Source organism: Streptomyces sp. Act143, from assembly GCF_003143935.1.
Taxonomy (GTDB): domain Bacteria; phylum Actinomycetota; class Actinomycetes; order Streptomycetales; family Streptomycetaceae; genus Streptomyces.
On sequence record NZ_QFRX01000001.1, the window covers coordinates 1672036 to 1689987 of the forward strand.

General features: G+C 72.7%; 16 protein-coding genes and 1 pseudogene. 11 read left to right on the top strand and 6 right to left on the bottom strand.

Annotation, left to right across the window (positions count from 1 at the left end; genetic code table 11):
• Window positions 1-45: 45 nt before the first annotated feature.
• Window positions 46-2118 (top strand): MDR family MFS transporter, encoded by a 2073-nt coding sequence (locus DI272_RS07470; protein WP_181387113.1) that lies wholly within the window; start codon window positions 46-48, stop codon window positions 2116-2118.
• A gap of 43 nt (window positions 2119-2161) precedes the next feature.
• A complete protein-coding gene (locus DI272_RS07475) occupies window positions 2162-2578 on the top strand; it encodes a hypothetical protein (protein ID WP_109494576.1) in 417 nt (138 codons plus the stop codon).
• On the opposite strand, the gene DI272_RS07480 is transcribed toward DI272_RS07475, so the two are convergent.
• Window positions 2565-3311: a cobalt-precorrin-6A reductase gene (locus DI272_RS07480; RefSeq protein WP_109494577.1), complete on the bottom strand. Its 747-nt coding sequence runs from the start codon at window positions 3309-3311 to the stop codon at window positions 2565-2567. The genes DI272_RS07475 and DI272_RS07480 overlap by 14 nt on opposite strands.
• Before the next feature lie 50 nt (window positions 3312-3361).
• Here DI272_RS07480 and DI272_RS07485 point away from each other — a divergent pair, with 50 nt between their 5' ends.
• The gene (locus DI272_RS07485; RefSeq protein ID WP_109494578.1) at window positions 3362-4150 is read left to right on the top strand and encodes a TIGR01458 family HAD-type hydrolase; all 789 of its coding nucleotides are present in this window, start codon (window positions 3362-3364) and stop codon (window positions 4148-4150) included.
• A 21-nt stretch (window positions 4151-4171) separates the two neighbouring features.
• On the opposite strand, the gene DI272_RS07490 is transcribed toward DI272_RS07485, so the two are convergent.
• The 3 genes from DI272_RS07490 to DI272_RS07500 form a co-directional block, all read right to left on the bottom strand.
• Entirely contained in the window at window positions 4172-4945 is a 774-nt protein-coding gene (locus DI272_RS07490; RefSeq protein WP_109494579.1) for a sulfite exporter TauE/SafE family protein, read from the bottom strand.
• Between the two features lie 91 nt (window positions 4946-5036).
• Window positions 5037-6554: a long-chain fatty acid--CoA ligase gene (locus DI272_RS07495; protein ID WP_109494580.1), complete on the bottom strand. Its 1518-nt coding sequence runs from the start codon at window positions 6552-6554 to the stop codon at window positions 5037-5039.
• A 134-nt stretch (window positions 6555-6688) separates the two neighbouring features.
• The gene (locus tag DI272_RS07500) at window positions 6689-7876 is read right to left on the bottom strand and encodes a thiolase family protein (RefSeq protein WP_109494581.1); all 1188 of its coding nucleotides are present in this window, start codon (window positions 7874-7876) and stop codon (window positions 6689-6691) included.
• Window positions 7877-8026: 150 nt separating this feature from the next.
• Between DI272_RS07500 and DI272_RS07505 the strand changes: the two genes are divergently transcribed.
• The 5 genes from DI272_RS07505 (at window position 8027) to DI272_RS07525 (ending at window position 10955) form a co-directional block, all read left to right on the top strand.
• The gene (locus tag DI272_RS07505; RefSeq protein WP_109494582.1) at window positions 8027-8824 is read left to right on the top strand and encodes an alpha/beta hydrolase; all 798 of its coding nucleotides are present in this window, start codon (window positions 8027-8029) and stop codon (window positions 8822-8824) included.
• A gap of 12 nt (window positions 8825-8836) precedes the next feature.
• Window positions 8837-9127 carry a WhiB family transcriptional regulator gene (locus tag DI272_RS07510; RefSeq protein WP_375138032.1) on the top strand — a complete coding sequence of 97 codons (291 nt, stop codon included), beginning with the start codon at window positions 8837-8839 and terminating at the stop codon, window positions 9125-9127.
• On the top strand, window positions 9124-9603 hold the full coding sequence (locus tag DI272_RS07515; RefSeq protein ID WP_109494583.1) for a Dps family protein: 480 nt from the start codon (window positions 9124-9126) through the stop codon (window positions 9601-9603). Before DI272_RS07510 ends, DI272_RS07515 begins: the two co-directional genes overlap by 4 nt.
• A gap of 89 nt (window positions 9604-9692) precedes the next feature.
• A complete protein-coding gene (locus DI272_RS07520; protein WP_109494584.1) occupies window positions 9693-10025 on the top strand; it encodes a DUF3140 domain-containing protein in 333 nt (110 codons plus the stop codon).
• A 117-nt stretch (window positions 10026-10142) separates the two neighbouring features.
• Window positions 10143-10955 (top strand): SAM-dependent methyltransferase, encoded by an 813-nt coding sequence (locus DI272_RS07525; RefSeq protein WP_109494585.1) that lies wholly within the window; start codon window positions 10143-10145, stop codon window positions 10953-10955.
• Window positions 10956-10967: 12 nt separating this feature from the next.
• On the opposite strand, the pseudogene DI272_RS07530 reads toward DI272_RS07525, so the two are convergent.
• Together DI272_RS07530 and DI272_RS07540 are read right to left on the bottom strand one after the other, a co-directional pair.
• A pseudogene (locus tag DI272_RS07530) lies at window positions 10968-12227 on the bottom strand (amidohydrolase).
• Between the two features lie 609 nt (window positions 12228-12836).
• The gene (locus tag DI272_RS07540) at window positions 12837-14273 is read right to left on the bottom strand and encodes a cytochrome P450 (RefSeq protein WP_109494586.1); all 1437 of its coding nucleotides are present in this window, start codon (window positions 14271-14273) and stop codon (window positions 12837-12839) included.
• Between the two features lie 309 nt (window positions 14274-14582).
• On the opposite strand from DI272_RS07540, the gene DI272_RS07545 reads away from it, so the two are divergent.
• Genes DI272_RS07545 through DI272_RS07555 form a run of 3 tightly spaced genes read left to right on the top strand, consistent with a single transcriptional unit; the run spans window position 14583 to window position 17940 of the window.
• Window positions 14583-15389, top strand: coding sequence for an SAM-dependent methyltransferase (locus DI272_RS07545; RefSeq protein WP_258314484.1), 807 nt, complete (start codon window positions 14583-14585; stop codon window positions 15387-15389).
• 39 nt (window positions 15390-15428) lie between these two features.
• A complete protein-coding gene (locus DI272_RS07550) occupies window positions 15429-16832 on the top strand; it encodes a glutamine synthetase family protein (RefSeq protein WP_109494588.1) in 1404 nt (467 codons plus the stop codon).
• 1 nt (window position 16833) lies between these two features.
• Window positions 16834-17940, top strand: coding sequence for an amidohydrolase family protein (locus DI272_RS07555; RefSeq protein ID WP_109494589.1), 1107 nt, complete (start codon window positions 16834-16836; stop codon window positions 17938-17940).
• Window positions 17941-17952: the final 12 nt, after the last annotated feature.

Genomic DNA, 17952 nt, shown 5'->3' on the forward strand with positions numbered 1-17952 from the left:
CCCCTCCGGCATGCGCGGCTGGGCCGCCGGTGTGATCGTGACCTCGTGACCCTCACCGAGCACACCGCGCCGCCCGCCGCCGAGCCGCCGGTGCTGGACAAGCGTCAGCGCAACGTCGTCTTCGTGACGATCATGCTGGGGGTGCTGCTGGCGGCCCTGGACCAGACGATCGTGGGCACCGCGCTGCCGACCATCGTGTCGGACCTGGGCGGGGCCGCGCACATGTCGTGGGTGGTCACGGCCTATCTGCTCGCGGAGACCGTGTCGACCGTCCTGGTGGGCAAGTTCGGCGACCTCTTCGGCCGCAAGCTGGTCTTCCAGGTCTCGGCGATCGTGTTCATCACGGGCTCGTTCCTGTGCGGTCTCGCCGGGAACATGACGCTGCTGATCGCCTGGCGGGCCGTGCAGGGCATCGGCGCGGGCGGGCTGATGGTCACGGCGACGGCGCTGATCGCCGACGTCATCCCGCTGCGTGAGCGCGGCAAGTACCAGGGCGCGATCGGCGCCGTGTTCGGGGTGGCCACGGTCATCGGGCCGCTGCTGGGCGGGCTGTTCACCGACCATCTGACCTGGCGCTGGGCGTTCTACGTCAACGTCCCGATCGCGATCGTCGTCGTGATCGCCGCGGCCCGCACGATCCCCGTCGTGAAGTCGGTGTCCCGGCCGGTCGTCGACTACCTCGGCATCGCGCTGGTCGCGGCGGGCGCGAGCGCGCTGATCCTGGCGACGAGCTGGGGCGGCAACGAGTACGCGTGGGGCTCGGGCGTCATCATCGGCCTGTTCGTCGGCGGCGCGCTCGCGCTGGGCCTGTTCTGCTGGGCCGAGACCCGGGCGAAGGAACCGATGCTGCCGATGCGGCTGTTCGCCAACCCGGTGTTCACGGTCTGCTCGATCCTCAGCTTCGTCGTCGGCTTCGCCATGCTCGGCGCGATGACGTATCTGCCGAGCTATCTCCAGTACGTCGACGGCGACTCGGCCACGATCTCCGGCGTCCGCACCCTGCCCCTGGTCATCGGGCTGCTCATCGCGTCCGTCTTCAGCGGCAACGTGGTCAGCAAGACCGGGCAGTACCGGCTCTTCCCCATCGTCGGCTCGCTGGTGACGGGGCTCGGGCTGTATCTGATGTCGCTGATGGGGCCGGACACCGGGGCGTGGCTGGAGTCGCTGTACATGTTCGTGCTGGGTACCGGCATCGGGCTGTGCATGCAGGTGCTGACGATCGCCGTGCAGAACACCGTCGACTACGCCGACCTCGGCACCGCGACCTCCGGGGTCACCTTCTTCCGCACGCTGGGCAGTTCGTTCGGCACCGCCGTCTTCGGCACGATCTACGCCAACTCCCTCACGCCTAACCTGAAGGACGCCGTCGCGACGGCCGCGCAGGCGGGCAGCGGGGTCGATCCCGCGGCGATCGCCAAGGCGGCGACGAGTCCGGAGGGCGTGCACCGGCTGCCGCCGGCCGCGGCCTCGCCGATCATCGACGCCTACGCCGACACGATCCAGACCGTCTTCCTGTGGACGGTGCCGGTCGCGGTCCTCGGCTTCGTCGTCGCCCTGTTCCTCAAGCAGGTCGAGCTGCGCGACAGTGCCCGGGCGGGCTCGACCGACATGGGCGAAGGGTTCGGGCAGCCGTCCGGGGCGGACTCGCAGCGACTGCTGGAGGCGGCTGTCGGGAAGATCATCGGCGGTGCGGATCTCCAGACCGCCCGCCGGATCATCGCGGACTCCGACACCCGGCTGGACGTGGCGGGCGCCTGGGCTGTGATGCAGGTGGAGCTGTTCACGCGGATGGTCGGGCACGCCGGCCTCGGGCTGATCGCCGCCCGCCGTCACATGCCGCCCGAGGTGCTGCTGCCGGTCTTCGACCGGATGGTCGAGGAGGGCTATCTGACCCGCGCGGGTTCCCTCTTCTCGCACACCGAGGCGGGCGCCCGCGAGGCCCGCGTCATCGGCAAGGCGTGGGCCACGTGGCTGGAGGCGCGGGTGCAGCAGGACATCGGCCGCCCGGCGGGCACGGATCTGCGGGCCGCGGTGGACACGATCTCCAAGCGGCTGCTGGTGGAGGACCTCAGCAACGGGCTGCCGCAGCGGCAGCCGGAGTTGGCCGCCAGCCGCTGAAAACCAGGTGCCGGGCGGGCCTGTCGGTGGTCATACTCCCGGCATGCCTCCCGTCCGCTTCCACGATCCCGGCCTGATCTGCCACGACTTCGCCGGCTCGGTGCTGGTCCGCTGCCCACGCTGCGACCGGATCGCGCACCACGAGCGGCGGGCACCCGCCGGGCCCCGCGTGATCTGCCGGTCGTGCGGCCTGTGCCGGTCCCCGGACTCCCGTTCCTGGCCGGGCCTGTGGCTGGAGACGCGGACTCGGCACGGCGAGCTCTGGGCGTACAACCTCGCGCATCTCGACCTGATCCGCCGGTTCGTGGCGGCGGACCTGCGGGAGCGGGACCCCTGGTACGAGGACGGCCGGAAGATGACCGCCGTGGGCCGGCTGCCCGCCTGGATCAAGAGCGCCAAGAACCGCGCCGAGGTGCTGCGGGCGATCGACCGGATGCGGGCCTCGGTCATCGCGGGCTGAGGCCGAGCCGCTCCAGGACCGCGGGCACATCGGGTACGGCCGTCACGTCCGCGGGCAGCGCGGGACGCCGTACGACCACGACCGGGAGCGCGAGTCGGCGGGCGGCCGTGAGTTTGGCGGCCGTGGCCGCTCCCCCGCTGTCCTTCGTCACCACGACGTCGACGCAGTGGGTGGTGAGCAGGGTGGTCTCGTCGTCGACGGTGAACGGGCCGCGGGCCAGCAGCACTTCGGTGCGCGGCGGCATGGGCGGCTCGGGCAACTCGACGGAGCGTACGGCGAAGTGAAGCTCCGTCAGGTGGGCGAAGGCCGCAAGGCCCAGGCGTCCGGTGGTGAGGAACACGCGGGGGCCGAGCAGCGGCAGCAGTCCGGCGGCCTCGGACAGGGAACCGACCTGGAACCAGCGGTCCTCGGGGCCGGGTCGCCAGCCCGGGCGGCGCAGCACCACCGCGGGAACGCCGGTCACCGCGGCGGCCCGGGCGGCGTGGGCGGTGATCGCCTGAGCGAAGGGGTGGGTGGCGTCGACCAGGGCGTCCACGCGCTGTTCCCGCAGCCACGCGGCGAGCCCGTCCGCGCCGCCGAAGCCGCCGATGCGGATGTCCCCGGTGACGGTGCCCGGGCGGGTCACGCGGCCCGCCAGCGAGGTGGTGACGCGGACGCCGGGCAGTGCGGTGAGCGCGGCGGCGAGTTCCCGGGCCTCGGTGGTGCCGCCGAGGATGAGCACGTGGGGGGACATGGGGCAGAGCCTACGGTGGTCGCCGGACGCACTCTCGCTATGGTCCGGGCATGACGTCTGTGCGTGCTGTGCTCATCGACATCGACGGTGTGCTGACCGTCTCCTGGCAGCCGCTGCCCGGTGCCGTGGACGCCCTGCGGGAGCTCCGGGCGGCCGGGCTGGGGGTGGCGCTGGTGACCAACACGACCTCGCGGACGCGGGCGTCGATCGCCGGGACGCTCGCGGCGGCCGGGTTCCCGGTGACGGCGGAGGACATCCTGACGGCACCGGCGGTGACGGCCGCGTATCTCGCCGAGCACTTCCCGGGGGCGGGGTGCGCGCTGCTGAACAGTGGGGACGTGCGGGAGGACCTGGAGGGTGTCCGGCTCGTCGACGACGATCCGGACGTCGTGGTGCTGGGGGGTGCCGGGGAGGAGTTCGGGTACGCGGCGCTGGACCGGGCGTTCGGGCAGCTGCAGCGCGGGGCACGGCTCGTCGCGATGCACCGCAATCTGTACTGGCGTACCGAGGACGGGTTGCGGCTGGACTCCGGGGCGTTCCTGGCCGGTCTGGAACGGGCGGCCGGTGTGGAGGCCGTGGTGACCGGGAAGCCGTCGCGGGCCTTCTTCGGCGCCGCGCTCGCCCGGCTGGGGGTGGGGGCGGACGAGGCGGTGATGGTCGGTGACGACGTGGAGTCGGACGTGCTGGCGGCGCAGGCCGCGGGGGTCACCGGGGTGCTGGTGCGGACCGGGAAGTTCCTGCCGGGGGCGCTGCGGGACGCGAGCGGCACCCCTGATCATGTGATCGACTCGTTCGCGGAGCTGCCGGCGCTGCTGCGGGCATGGGCCGCGCGGGAGTAGGCGCCGAGGGAGGTGCCGCCGTCAGCGCAGGAGCAGTTGCAGGCCGCCGACGATCGTCGCCGCGATCACGAGTTGTTCGAAGAGTCGCTGGTTGATCCTGTTCACAGCCCATTTGCCGAGCAACGCGCCGGGCACCACGAACGCCACGAGCGCGGCGTCGAGGAGCAGCGAGTGGCCGTCGATCAGTCCGAGTCCCACGCTGAAGGGCACCTTGGACGTGTTGACGATCAGGAAGAAGAAGGCGGACGTGCCGAGGAAGCCGAGCTTGCGGAAGCCGGCCGACAGCAGGTACATCGACATCACCGGGCCGCCCGCGTTGGCGACCATGGTGGTGAAGCCGCCGAGGACGCCGTAGGAGCGGGCCTTGACGCGGCCTGCCCTGGTGGTGACCGCGTCCGGGTCGTCGCCGGCGTCGACGGTGCGGCGGCGCCAGATCGTCACGGCCGCCATCAGCAGCAGGATCGCGCCGATCGACGTCCGTACGATCGCGTCGTCGGCCCACATCAGGAACAGCGTGCCGAACACCACGCCGGCCGCGACCGCCGGGAACAGCCGCCACAGGGTGGGCCAGTGGGCGTGCCGCCGGTAGGTGAGGACGGCGAGCACGTCCCCGGCGATCAGGATGGGCAGCAGCACACCGGTGGAGGCGCGGGCGGGCAGGACCGCGGCGAAGATGGCGAGACTGACCGTGTTGGCCCCGCTCACGGCGGTCTTGGAGAAGCCGACGAGCAGCGCCGCGAAGGCGAGTGCGGCGAACTCCGAGCCGGAGAGGTGCCAGAGCGTCATCGTGTTCATGCGGAGACCGATGCTATGCGCAGCTATCCGGTCGCTGTAAGGAGCGTCTCGCCGATCGGGCCTTCCCGGGCGGTACCACGCCGGGGGTCCCTCACGGCCGGTCCGTCGCGTACGCCGACCTGAGCTCCCGCTTGAGGACCTTCATGCTCGGCCCCAGCGGCAGCTCCTGCGTGAACTCCACGCGCCGCGGGTACTTGTGCCGGCCGAGGTGCTCCTTGGACCACTCGGTGATGCCGGCGGCGTCCGGGGTCGCGTCCGGCGCCGGGACGACGACCGCGCACACCTCCTCGCCGTGCAGTTCGTCGGGCAGGCCGATCACCGCGACCTGGGCGACGCCGGGGTGGCGCATCAGCACCTCCTCGACCTCCCTCGGGTAGACGTTGTAGCCGCCGCGGATGATGACGTCCTTCTTGCGGTCGACGATCCGCAGGAACCCGTCGGCGTCCTTGGTGCCGAGGTCGCCGGTGCGGAACCAGCCGTCGACGAGGGCCTCGGCGGTGGCCTCGGGGCGGCCGAGGTAGCCGGTGAACACGTTGTGGCCGCGGATGACGACCTCGCCGAGTTCGTCCGGCGGCAGGAGTTCGACGCGGCCCTCGATCTCGGCGCGGGCGATCTCGACCTCGACACCCCACAGCGGGTGCCCGATGGTGCCGGGGCGGGTGCCGAACACCGGCTGGTTCACGGTCGCGGTCGGCGAGGTCTCCGACAGTCCGTACCCCTCGTAGATCCGCGCGCCGAAGGCGGTCTCGAACCGCTCCAGGACGGCCGTCGGCAGCGAGGCGCCGCCAGAGATGCAGACCCGCAGGCCGGGCAGGGCGTCGGCGTCGGCCGCGGCGGCCGTGAGGGCGACGAACATCGTCGGCACCCCGTGGAAGGTGTTGACCCGCTCCTTCACCATGAGCTCGATCGCGCGGGCCGCGTCGAAGCGGGGCAGCAGGACGAGGGTGGCGCCCGCCCGCCAGGTGGAGTTGAGGGACACCGTCTGCCCGAAGGCGTGGAACAGCGGGAGGGCGCCGAGGGCGATGTCGTCGGGGCGGATGTCGTTGGCGTCGAAGGCGTTGACGGTGGCGTTCATCACCAGGTTGAAATGGCTGAGGACGGCGCCCTTCGGGACGCCGGTCGTGCCGCTGGTGTAGAAGACCACGGCCGGGTCGTCGGCATCGCGGGTGACGTACGACGGCAGCGGTTCGGCGGCCGCCGCGAGCTGCTCGAACTCGCTGCCCAGGGTGAGGACCCGGACACCCACGCCCTGCGCGGCAGGCGTGCCGGTCGCCGCCTGGGCCGGGTGGCACAGCAGCAGGGTGGCCCCGCTGTCCCTGAGGACGTGCTCGACCTCGGACGCCGACAGCAGCAGGTGGACGGGGACGACGACCGCGCCGGCCGCCGCGATCGCGTAGTAGGCCACCGGGAACTCGGCCGTGTTCGGCGCCATCAGCGCGACCCGGTCCCCCGGCCGGACCCCCAGCTCGACGAGGGCTCCGGCCTGGGCGCGGGCCCGCCGCCACACGTCGGCGAAGCTCAGCCGCAGGTCGCCCTCGACGAGGGCGGTGCGGTCGGGGCGGCGCCGGGCGTTCTCGGCGAGGACGGCGGCGAGGGACAGGGTGGCCATGGTGTGTTGCTCCGTTCCGTTTCCTTTTGGCGTCCGTTCGGCGGGCCGGGAGGTCCCGGCCGTCGCCAGGGCCGGTGGCGAAGGTCCCGCCTGCCCCGCCCTTCGAGCGGACGACGCGACCTTCACCACAGGCCCTAATGCCGTTCCACCAGTACCGCGCTGCCCTGCCCCACCCCCACGCACATGGTGGCCAGCCCGCGCTCCGCTCCCGTGCGGCGCATCCGGTGCAGCAGGGTCGTCAGGATGCGGGCGCCCGAGCAGCCCAGCGGATGGCCGAGGGCGATGGCGCCGCCGCTCGGGTTGACCAGTTCGGGGTCGATGCCCAGCTGGTCCACGCACGCCAACGCCTGCGCCGCGAACGCCTCGTTGAACTCGGCCTCCTGGAGGTCGCCGACGCTCCAGCCGGCGCGGGCCAGCACCTTGCGCGTGGCGGGGACGGGGCCGATGCCCATGACGTCGGGGTGGACGCCCGCGGAGGCGCCGGCGACATAGCGGCCGAGCGACTCCAACCCCAGGTCGTTCAGGGCCTCTTCGCTCACCAGCAGCAGCCCCGCCGCGCCGTCGTTCATCGGCGAGGCGTTGCCCGCGGTGACGGTGCCGTCCTTCCGGAACACCGGTTTGAGGCGGGCGAGTTTCTCCACCGAGGTGTCCTCGCGGATGCATTCGTCGGCGTCGACGACGACGCCGTCCGGACGTGCCACGGGCAGGAGTTCGTCGTCGAAGTGGCCGTCCTTGCGGGCCTGGGCGGCGAGTCGGTGACTGCGAAGGGCGAACTCGTCCTGCCGGTCGCGGGAGACGCCGTGGCGGGCGGCGACCTCCTCCGCGGTCTCGCCCATCGAGAGCAGGCCGTGGAGTTCCTTCATCGCCGGGTTGACCAGGCGCCAGCCGAGGCGCGTGTCGACGGTCTCGATGCGGTGCGGGAGGGCCTCGTCGGGGCGGGGCAGCACGAAGGGGGCGCGGCTCATCGACTCGGAGCCGCCCGCGAGCACGATGTCGGCCTCGCCCGCGGCGATGGCGCGGGCGGCGGTCGTGACGGCTTCGAGGCCGGAGGCGCACAGCCGGTTGACGGTGGCGCCGGGCACGGACTCGGGCAGGCCGGCGAGGAGCACGGCCATGCGGGCGACGTTGCGGTTGTCCTCGCCGGCCTGGTTGGCGGCGCCCCAGTAGACGTCGTCGATGCGTGCCGGGTCGAGCGCGGGCACGTCGGCGACGAGGCCGCGGATGACGGTCGCGGCGAGGTCGTCGGGGCGTACCGCGGACAGGGCTCCGCGCAGTTTGCCGAGGGGGGTGCGGCGGGCGGCCGCGAAGTGGACGGGGCGCACGACAGGACTCCTGACTGACCGGCGTCGCTCAGCGGGATCTTCGGCTGGGCACGGAACAATTAATTAGCACTGCTAGTTTTGGACTATAGACCGCCCGACCGCCACCTGGGAAGATCTCCCCGGACCTTCACCGACGCAGCTGGAGGAGACATGACCGAGGCCCGCGAGCACGCCCTCCCGGGAGTCGTCGTACGGGAGTGGCCGAACGAGCGGCCCCGGTACCTCGCCCTGGTGGTGCACGGCTACGGAGAGCACATCGGCCGGTACGAGGAGCTCGCCGGCGTGCTCGTGGCGCACGGCGCGGCCGTGTTCGGCCCCGATCACCGGGGCCACGGGAAGTCGGCGGGCGAGCGGGTGCTGGTCGGGGACTTCGAGGACGTGGTCACCGATGTGCACGCGGTGGCCGACCTGGCCCGCGCCGCCCACCCGGGCACCCCGCTGGTCATGGTCGGGCACTCGATGGGCGGTCTGATCGCGGCCCGCTTCGCGCAGCGGTACGGCGCCGAGCTCACCGCGCTGGTGCTGTCCGGGCCGGTCATCGGGGACTGGTACCTGCCCCGGCGGCTGCTCGCCCTCGACGAGATCCCGGACACGCCCATCAGCCCGGACTCGCTCTCCCGCGACCCGGCGGTCGGGGCGGCGTACGCGGCGGACCCGCTGGTGTGGCACGGGCCGATGAAGCGGCCGACGGTGGAGGCGTTCGAACGGACGCTGGAGACCGTGGCGAAGGGCGGCGACGTCGGCCGGCTCCCGCTGCTGTGGCTGCACGGCGACGACGACCGGCTGGTGCCGCTGCCGGGCAGTCGTGCCGGGGTGGAGCGGCTCGACGGGGGCGCCCTGACCGAACGGATCTACCCGGGCGCCCGGCACGAGGTGTTCAACGAGACCAACCGGGCGGAGGTCTTCGCGGACCTCACGCGCTTCCTGGAGGGCGTGTTCCACGGCTGATCGTCGCGGCGTTTGCACCGGTTCGCCCTGGGCACCCGCGCCCGCATGGAGTGGATGCGGCATGCCGCCTGCGTGGGAGAGGACCCCGAGCTGTTCTTTCCCGTGGGCACCCAAGGGCCCGCGCTGCGGGAGATCGCGGCGGCCAAACGCGTCTGTGCCCGCTGCCCGGTGGCCTCCGAATGTCTGGACTGGGCGCTCCGCAGCGGACAGACCTCGGGTGTCTGGGGCGGCACCTGCGAACAGGAGCGTGCCGCGCTGCTCCGTACCGGCACGGACCATGCCAGAAGGAGGAGCACCGTATGACCGTGGTGAAGAGCACCCTGCCCGACGCGGCCCGTGAGGTGGCCGGGGAGGCGCTGCAGAGCACCCTCGTGGATCTGCTGGGGATCTCGCTCGTCGGCAAGCAGGCGCACTGGAACATCGTCGGCCCGCGGTTCCGGTCAATCCACCTGCAACTGGACGAGGTGGTCTCGACCGCCCGCGCGTACTCCGACACGGTGGCGGAGCGTGCCGCCGCGCTCGGCCTGCCGCCCGACGGCCGCCCCGAGACGGTCGCCGCCGCCTACGCCCTGCCCGGCACGAAGGAGGGCTGGCTGCGCGACGACGAGGTGGTCCGGCTGATGGTCGAGACGCTGGAGTCCGCGATCGGCCGGCTGCGCGACCGCATCGACGCCACCGACAAGCCCGACCCGGTCACCCAGGACCTGCTGATCGGCATCACCGCCGAACTGGAGAAGCAGCGCTGGATGTTCGAGGCCGAGAACTGGCCCCGGGACTGACCGCGTACGCGACAGGCGAGCGCGCATGAGGCGAGTGCGCAAGAACCGAGTGCGCAGGACGAAGGTGCGCACGGAGAAAGGGGCACGCCATGACCGACGCCCTCGAACTCGACGCGCTGTGGGAGGACTTCCACCGTGTCGTCAACATGACCTCGCAGGAGCTGGCCGCCTGGCTGCGCGTCAGCGACGCCGACGAGGAGACGGAACCCGTGCCGGAGCACGCCGGCACCCCCACCGGGCAGCACGTCCTCGCGATCCTGCAGAAGCGGCGCACGGACCTCACCGACGACGACATCCAGGTGATGTACGAGGTGGTGGACGCCGTCACCGCGCAGGCGGACGTCGAGAACGAACCCGAGCCGGAGGAGACCCGGCGGCGGCATCAGCTGATGACCCTCGGACACGACCCGCTCAAGCCGTAACCTCCGTGCGGCCGGGCCGCATTGGCGCGAATGAGGTGGCCGAGGACCGACTCCGTCCCGCGCGGATGATCGTGAAACACTGCTCGCAGTCCTGCCGAGCGAGCAGAGGAGTCACACGTGTCCGGGACCGAGCCGGCCGCCTTTCGGATCGACACCACCAAGCCGCACCCGGCCCGGGTCTACGACTGGTATCTCGGCGGCAAGGACAACTACCCGGTCGACGAGGAACTGGGCCGCCGGATCGCCTCGTTGAACGGGGACGCGCCGCGGGCCGCGCGGGCCAACCGCTGGTTCATGCACCGGGCAACGCGGCGGCTCGTCGGCTCGTCGGGCATCCGCCAGTTCCTCGACATCGGCACCGGCATCCCCACCGAGCCCAATCTGCATCAGATCGCCCAGCGGGTGGCCCCGGACGCCCGGGTCGTCTACGTCGACAACGACCCGATCGTCCTCGCCCACGCCGGCGCCCTGCTGCGCGGCACCGACGACGGCGTGACGGAGTACGTCCAGGCCGACGCCCGTGACCCGCAGCAGATCATCGAACAGGCCGGGAAGATCATCGACTTCGAGCGTCCCGTCGCTCTCTCGCTGATCGCCCTGATGCACTTCATCGCGGACGAGGACGGCGCCTACGACATCGTCGACACCCTGGTCGGTGCGCTGGCGCCGGGCAGTTGTCTGGTGCTGTCGTGCATGACGGCCGACTTCGAACCGGAACAGGTGCACGAGGGCATCGCCGCCTACAAGGCGTCGGGCGTCACCCTCGTCGCCCGCGACCAGGCCCAAGTGGGCCGCTTCTTCCGGGGACTCGACCTCGTCGAGCCCGGGATCGTGTCCGTGCGGGACTGGCGCCCCGAGCTCGCGGAGGGCGAGTCCGACCTGGGCCCCGGGCCGGTGTCGCTCTACGGCGCGGTCGGCGTCAAGCCTTGACGGCGGCCCGCGTCAGGCCGTGACCGCGAGGCGGCTCAGCGCCGCCGATGCCAGCGCCCGCACGCCGGGCGCCAGCACCGACAGGTCCGGGGCGAAGAACGGGCTGTGGTTGTCGGGCACGTTCCCGAACCGCTCCTCGTCCGTCTCGCCCGGCACCGTCTCCCACACGGCGGGCGGTGTCGAGGTGACGTACCAGTAGTCGTACGGCACTCCCGTCGGCGCGAGCAGCGAGAAGTCCTAGCTGCCCATCTCCGGTCCGAAGTCGAACACCGCCTCGGCGCCGAAGAGTTCACGGTGCACGGCCGCGATCTCCCGGTCGAGGGCGGCGTCGTTGACGGTGTTCGGGTAGCCGGGGACCACCGTGATCTCGGGCGCCACCGGACAGCCCGCCGCCAGGCACTCGCCCTCGACGATGCGCCGCACCGCGGTGAGGATGCGCTCCCGCACCCGGTCGTCCTGGCTGCGCAGGTTCAGCGACAGCCGCGCCTCGGCGGGGATGATGTTGCTCTTCGTACCGGCGTGGAACTGCCCCACCGTCAGCACCGCGGAGTCCTTCGCGGCGACCTCCCGGGAGACCACGGTCTGGAGCCGGGTGACGATGTGCGCGGCGGTGACGACGGGGTCGACGGTGGACTCGGGGCGCGAGCCGTGGCCGCCGACGCCGGGCACGACGACCTCGACGCCGTCGGACGCGGACATGATCAGGCCGGGGGTGTGGGAGCAGCAGCCGCTGCGTCCGGGCACGACGTGCTGGCCGAGGACCACGTCCGGGTACGGGAAGCGCTCGTGCACCCCTTCGGCGGCCATCACGCCCGCACCGCCGCCGGTCTCCTCGGCGGGCTGCCCGACCGCCACCAGGGTCCCCGACCAGGTGGTACGCCCGGCGGCGAGCGCCTCGGCGGCGCCCGCGAGCCAGGTGACGTGGCAGTCGTGCCCGCACGCGTGCATCACGCCGTCGACGGTCGAGGCGTACGGCAGCCCGGTCGCCTCCCGTACCGGCAGCGCGTCCATGTCGCCGCGCAGCCACACCACGGGCCCGTCCCCGTTGACCAGCACCCCGACCACGCCGGTGCGGCCGACGCCCTCGGTCACCTCGAACCCGGCCGAGCGCAGCCGCGCGGCGAGGCGGGCGGCGGTGCGGTGCTCCTGGAAGGACAGCTCGGGGTGGCGGTGCAGGTCGCGGTAGAAGTCCTCCAGGTCACCGGGCTTCAGCCCGGACGTCAGCTCCTCGGTGAGCCGGGCGACGGCGGCGGGTTCGGTCGTGGCGGTCATGCGGCGCTCCCCTCTCCTGCGAGGTCGGGACACGGCCCGTAGGGCCTGCCGGACGGGTTCCCCACCAGGGCGAATCCAGAGCGGAACCGGGTCAGCCCAGCAGCCGGCCCCCGTCCACGGCGAGCCCCACCGCGTTCACGGCCGGCCGCTCCTTGGCCTGCCCTCCGGACAGCACGATCGCGCTTCGTGCAGCCCGGGCCGCAGGGCGTGCACGGTCTCGGTGCAGCCGGCGAGCCTGAGGGTGACGAGGTGGACGGCGGCGCGGCGATCTTCGGTCCCGGGACAGTCAGCGCCCAGTTCCCGGGGCCTGCGAGTGCTGGGCGCCGAAGCCGAGCCCGCCGCCGTTGGCGGTGCGAACGACGAGGGGCACGGTGACCTGACCGCCCGTCATGTAACGCACTCTGGGTATCTCGTGGGCGAGGTAGTCCCAACGGCAGGCCAAAGAGTCCGAGAACATGATCTCCGCGACCGGGCGCATCCCGGCATCGGCCGAACCGACGAGAGCCGGGCACGACGGTCGCGGCGGTCATGGCCGGACGGCCGCTGCTCGCGGAGGCGGTCCGGGGTGCCCCCTCAACGACCATGCGCGAAAAATGGATTGACGGTCCGTCAGCCTCCGGAGCGGATGAGCCCGGTCAGATAGCGCCACAGGGAGGACCGCCGTGTGACCGCGCGGCTCGGGTCATCCGGCACGTCCGGCACGTCCGGCACGTCCGGCACGTCCGGCAGGGCGGCGTCGGGCTCCGGCGCGGCCGGTACGTCCGGTCCGCTCAGCTCGTACCGCACCGGCAGCGACCGCAGTCCCCGCATGAATGGCGAGGAACGCCACGGCAGTTGGTCGACGGGAAGGGCGAGCTCCAGGTGCCCGAACCGCTCGAAGAGCCGGCCCACGCCCACGGCGGCGATCGTCGAGGCCAGTTCCCGCGCCGGGCACTGCCGCGGCCCCGCGCCCCACGACAGATGGGCCCGGCTGCTGATGGTGGCGGAGCCCGGGGTCAGCTGTCCGGCGAAGAGGGGGTCGGCGTGTGCCGCGGCGGCGGACACCCACACCGGGTCACCGGCCCGGACGGTGTAGTTGCCGAGCGGGGTGTCCGCGGCAGCGAATCTCGGCACGAAGTTGACCAGCGGCGGCTTGCGCATGGCGACCCGGTTCATGGTCTCCCGGACCATCCCGGCGGACAGCGTGGTGCGCACGCCGCCCTCGCTGTCCCCGCAGATCACCTCGACGACGGTGTTGGAGATGAGGATGCCGACGTGATCGGAGGTCATGCCGAGCAGCATGAACAGCTCCCTGGCCAGTTCGTCGACCGTGAGGTCGGGGTGGGCGGCGACCAGGTGGGAGGGGAAGTCGTCGCCCGGTCTCTCGACCTTGGCGGCGGCGAGTTCACGGAGCGTCACCAGCAGCCGGGCCAGGGCGGGTTCGGCGTCCGGTCCGGCGTCCAGGACCCGCCACATGTCCATGAGGGCGTCGTCGCCCTGGGAGCCGGGAAAACCGAGGAGATGACTGGCCGCCATCAGCGGCAGCGGCCGGGAGAACTGGGCCGACAGGTCGGCGAGGCCGGCCCGGCCGCCCTGTGCGAGCAGGGTGATGAGCTCGTCGGCGCAGCCCGTGACGGCGTTCCTCAGCCGCTTGGCCTGCGGATTGCGGGGGTCCTGGAAGGGGCGCAGGGCGGCGTCCCAGGCCGCGCGCAGCGGGCGGTAGCCGTCGCCGCCCTGGATCAGGACGTGGTTGACCTCCAGGGAGGGGCCGAGCGGCCAGTCCGCGGGGACCCGGCCCTCCGACCGGGCCCGCCAGTTCTCCAGGCCCTTCGGCCAGCCGGTGTCGTCCTGCAGCACCTGGAGCGACTCGCGGTAGCCGAGGACGAGCCAGGCGGGCACGCCCAGCAGGTCGACCGGCGCCACCGGTCCGTGCCGCTCGCGCAGCCGCTCGTAGACGAGCGCGGGACGGGTCTCGTAGTCCCGGGTGAGCAGCGGCTCGGGGTCGAGGTCCGCCAGCGGTGTGCCGTCCGGCACCGGCTCCGTCTCGTCGACGACGTGGATACCCATGGCGCTGACGCCCCCTCCGACACCCGCTCCGGCCCGAATCGCAGGGGACCCTACCCGAGGGGGCGAGCGCCCCGGGCGCCGGGGTACTCGCCGGTAGCCTTCGGGGCCGTTCGCTCTCGCCGGGCGGCGGCGCGGTCGTGGCGGCCGGCCGGGATCGCGCTGTCCGGCATGCCCGTCGCCGCGCCGCCCACCCGGTCGGCAGGAGCGAGCGCCTGTGCCGATTCCCGGGACATCGTGATCATCCGGCGGCACAATGGCCCCTGCGGTCGGCGGTACCTCGATCGCAGGGGCGAGGAGAGGACGGACGAGGTGAGTGACACCCCCTCCGGCGGGTCGTCGAGGCTCAACACCGGCGTCGCGCACAACGCGCGCGTGTGGAACTACTGGATCGGCGGCAAGGACAACTACGAGGTCGACCAGCAGGTCGGCGAGCACGTCGCCACGATGTTCCCGATCATCCGGGACATCGCCCGCGCCGACCGCGAGTTCCTCGGCCGCGCGGTGCGCCACCTGACCGCCGACCGAGGGGTTCGGCAGTTCCTGGACATCGGCACCGGTCTGCCCACCGTCGACAACACCCACGAGATCGCCCAGCGCGTCGCGCCGGACGCGCGGATCGTCTACGTCGACAACGACCCCATCGTCCTCGCCCACGCCCGCACCCTGCTGACCAGCACCCGCGAGGGCGTCACCGACTACATCGACGCCGACGTCCACGACCCGGCCGCGATCCTCGAACGGGCCGGGCGGACCCTGGACCTCAGCCGTCCGGTCGCCGTGATGATGCTGGGCATCCTCAACTTCGTCCTCGACTACGACAAGGCCCGGGACATCGTCCGCCAGGTGCTGGCCGCGGTCCCGTCCGGCAGCTACCTGGTGCTGACCCACCCCACCTTCGACGACGAGCTCGGCGGCGCGGGCCAGATCCCGGCGATGGAGTTCTGGAACGAGAACGCCACGCCGCCGATCACGGCCCGCAGCGGCACGGACATCGCCGCGTTCTTCGAGGGTCTCGACTTCCTCGACCCGGGCCTGGTGTCGTGCTCGCAGTGGCGGGCCGACGTGAACTCACCTGTCTTGGTACCGCAGTTCGGCGCGGTGGCCGTGAAACCCTGACGCGGGACCCCTACCGGCCGAGCCCGTCGTGGAGGACGTATGACCACCCTTGCCGACCCCGTACCCGGCGGACGTCCCGGTGACGTCGACCGCGCCACCGCGCTGAGCGGCGAGCTGTCCGGGAGAGGCGTGCACGGGGTGGTCCTGAGCTACGTGGACACCGCGGGCGTCGGCCGGGTGAAGACGATCCCCACGGCGAAGCTCGCCGCGGCGGCGGCCTGGGGTGTCGGCATGTCCCCGGTGTTCGACACGTTCCTCGCGAACGATTCCGTCGTGACGACCGACGTCCTGGGCTCCCCCGACGGCGACCTGCGTCTCTACCCCGACCTGGACCACCTGGTGGTGCTCGCGGGGCAGCCGGGCTGGGCATGGGCGCCGGTGGACCGGATCACCCAGGAGGGCGAGCGGCATCCCGGCTGCACCCGCACGCTGCTGCGCCGGGTCGTCGCGGACGCGGAGCGGCGGCACGGCATCACCTTCAGGGCGGCCGTCGAGGTGGAGTGGTCGGTGGGTCAAGGCCCGGCGGCCGAGGGGGACTTCAGGCCCGCGCTGTCCGGTCCGGCCTACGGGGCCGTCCGGCAGGTCGAGTTGAGCGACTGCACGGCCGATCTGCTGGCCGCGTTCGCGGCCCAGGGGGTGGACGTCGACCAGCTCCATCCCGAGTACGCGGCGGGGCAGTTCGAGGTCTCGGTGGGTGCCCTGGACCCGGTGGCGGCGGCCGACCGGAGCGTGCTGGTACGGCAGACGATCCGCGCGGTCGCCGCGCGGCACGGTCTCGTCGTCTCCTTCTCCCCCGCCGTCCTCGCCGAGGGCGTCGGCAACGGCGGCCACCTCCACCTGTCCGCCTGGCGCGGGGGCAGCAATCTGCACACTGGCGGCGAGGGCCGGTACGGCATGACGGCGGACGCGGAGGCGTTCGCGGCCGGGCTGCTGTCCCGTCTCCCGGCGCTCACGGCCGTCACCGCCCCGAGCCCGGCCAGCTATCTGCGGCTCAAACCCTCCCAGTGGGCCGGGGTGTTCACCGCCTGGGGCCGCGAGACCCGCGAGGCGGCGATCCGGGTGGTGACCGGCACCCTGGGCCTGCGCGACCAGGCCGCCAACCTGGAGGTCAAGCCGGTCGACCTGGCCGCGAACCCCTATCTGGCCCTCGCCGCCGTCATCGCGGCGGGTCTGGAGGGCGTCTCCTCGGCCGCCGTGCTGCCCGAGGAGATCACCGGCGATCCGGCCCGGCTCGGCGCGGAGCGGGCGGCGGCGCAGGGCGTCCGCCGGCTGCCTGCCTCGCTCACCGAGGCGGTCGCCGAGTTCCGCAAGGACGAGTGCCTGCGGAACGCGCTCGGCCCGGTCCTCGCCGACGCCGTGATCGCGGTACGGGAGGGCGAGATCGCGTCCGTGGCGGGGCTGGACGACGACGGCATCGCGGCGGCGTACCGCTGGAAGTACTGACATGACCGCCGTCCACGAGGCGCTCGCCGCGCTGAGCCTGGTCGACCACCACTGTCATGGCGTGGTCACGGCGGACCTGGACCGGGACGGCTTCGAGACGCTCCTCACCGAGGGCGGCCGATGGCCGGGCAGCGGCATCTCGCCCTTCGACACCCCGGTGGGCGTCTCGGTGCGCCGCCACTGCGCACCCCTGCTGGACCTGGACCGGCACGCCCCGGCGGAGGTGTACCTGGCCCGCCGGGCGGAGCTGGGCCCGCGGGAAGTCAACCGGCGCTTCCTCGAGGCGTCGGGCACCGGCACGTACTGCGTGGACACCGGCTTCGGGCCGGCCGGTCCGGTCGCGGACGACGTGTACGAGGTCGTACGGCTGGAGAGCGTCGAGGAGGCAATGGTGGCGGAGGGCGTCGAGCCCGGCGACTACGCCGACGCCTTCCGCGCTGCCGCCCTCCAGGCCGTGGAGCGCCCGCGGGTGGTGGCGGTGAAGTCCGTGGCCGCCTACCGCACGGGCTTCGACCTGGACCCGGCCCGCCCGTCCGCCGCGGAGGTGGAGCGGGCGGCGCGGCGGCGGCTCGCCGCGGGCGGGCGGCTGGCGGACCCGGTCCTGGTACGGCACCTGCTGTGGACCGCCGTCGACCTGGGGCTGCCGCTCCAACTCCACACGGGCTTCGGCGACAACGACATCCGCCTGCACCGGGTGGACCCCACCCTCCTCACGGACTGGCTGCACCTGACCGCGGGCACGATCCCGGTGCTGCTGCTGCACTGCTGGCCGTACCAGCGGCAGGCCGCCTATCTGGCGGCGGTCTTCGAGCAGGTCCACCTGGACGTCGGTCTCACGCTGCATCACGTGGGCCCCGCGCGTGCCCGGGCCGTGTTGGAGGAGGCACTGGAGATCACACCGTTCCGCAAACTGCTGTACAGCTCCGACGCCTACGGTCTTGCCGAGTTCTACCGGCTCGGCGCGCTGGCGTTCCGCCGGGGACTGGGCGAACTGCTCCAGGACCGGGTGGACGCCGACGAACTGAGCCTGCCCGACGCCCTGCGGCTCGCAGAGTGGGCGGGAGCACACAATGCCCGCCGGGTCTACCGCCTTCCCGGCCCCTCCTGAAAGTATGATCAA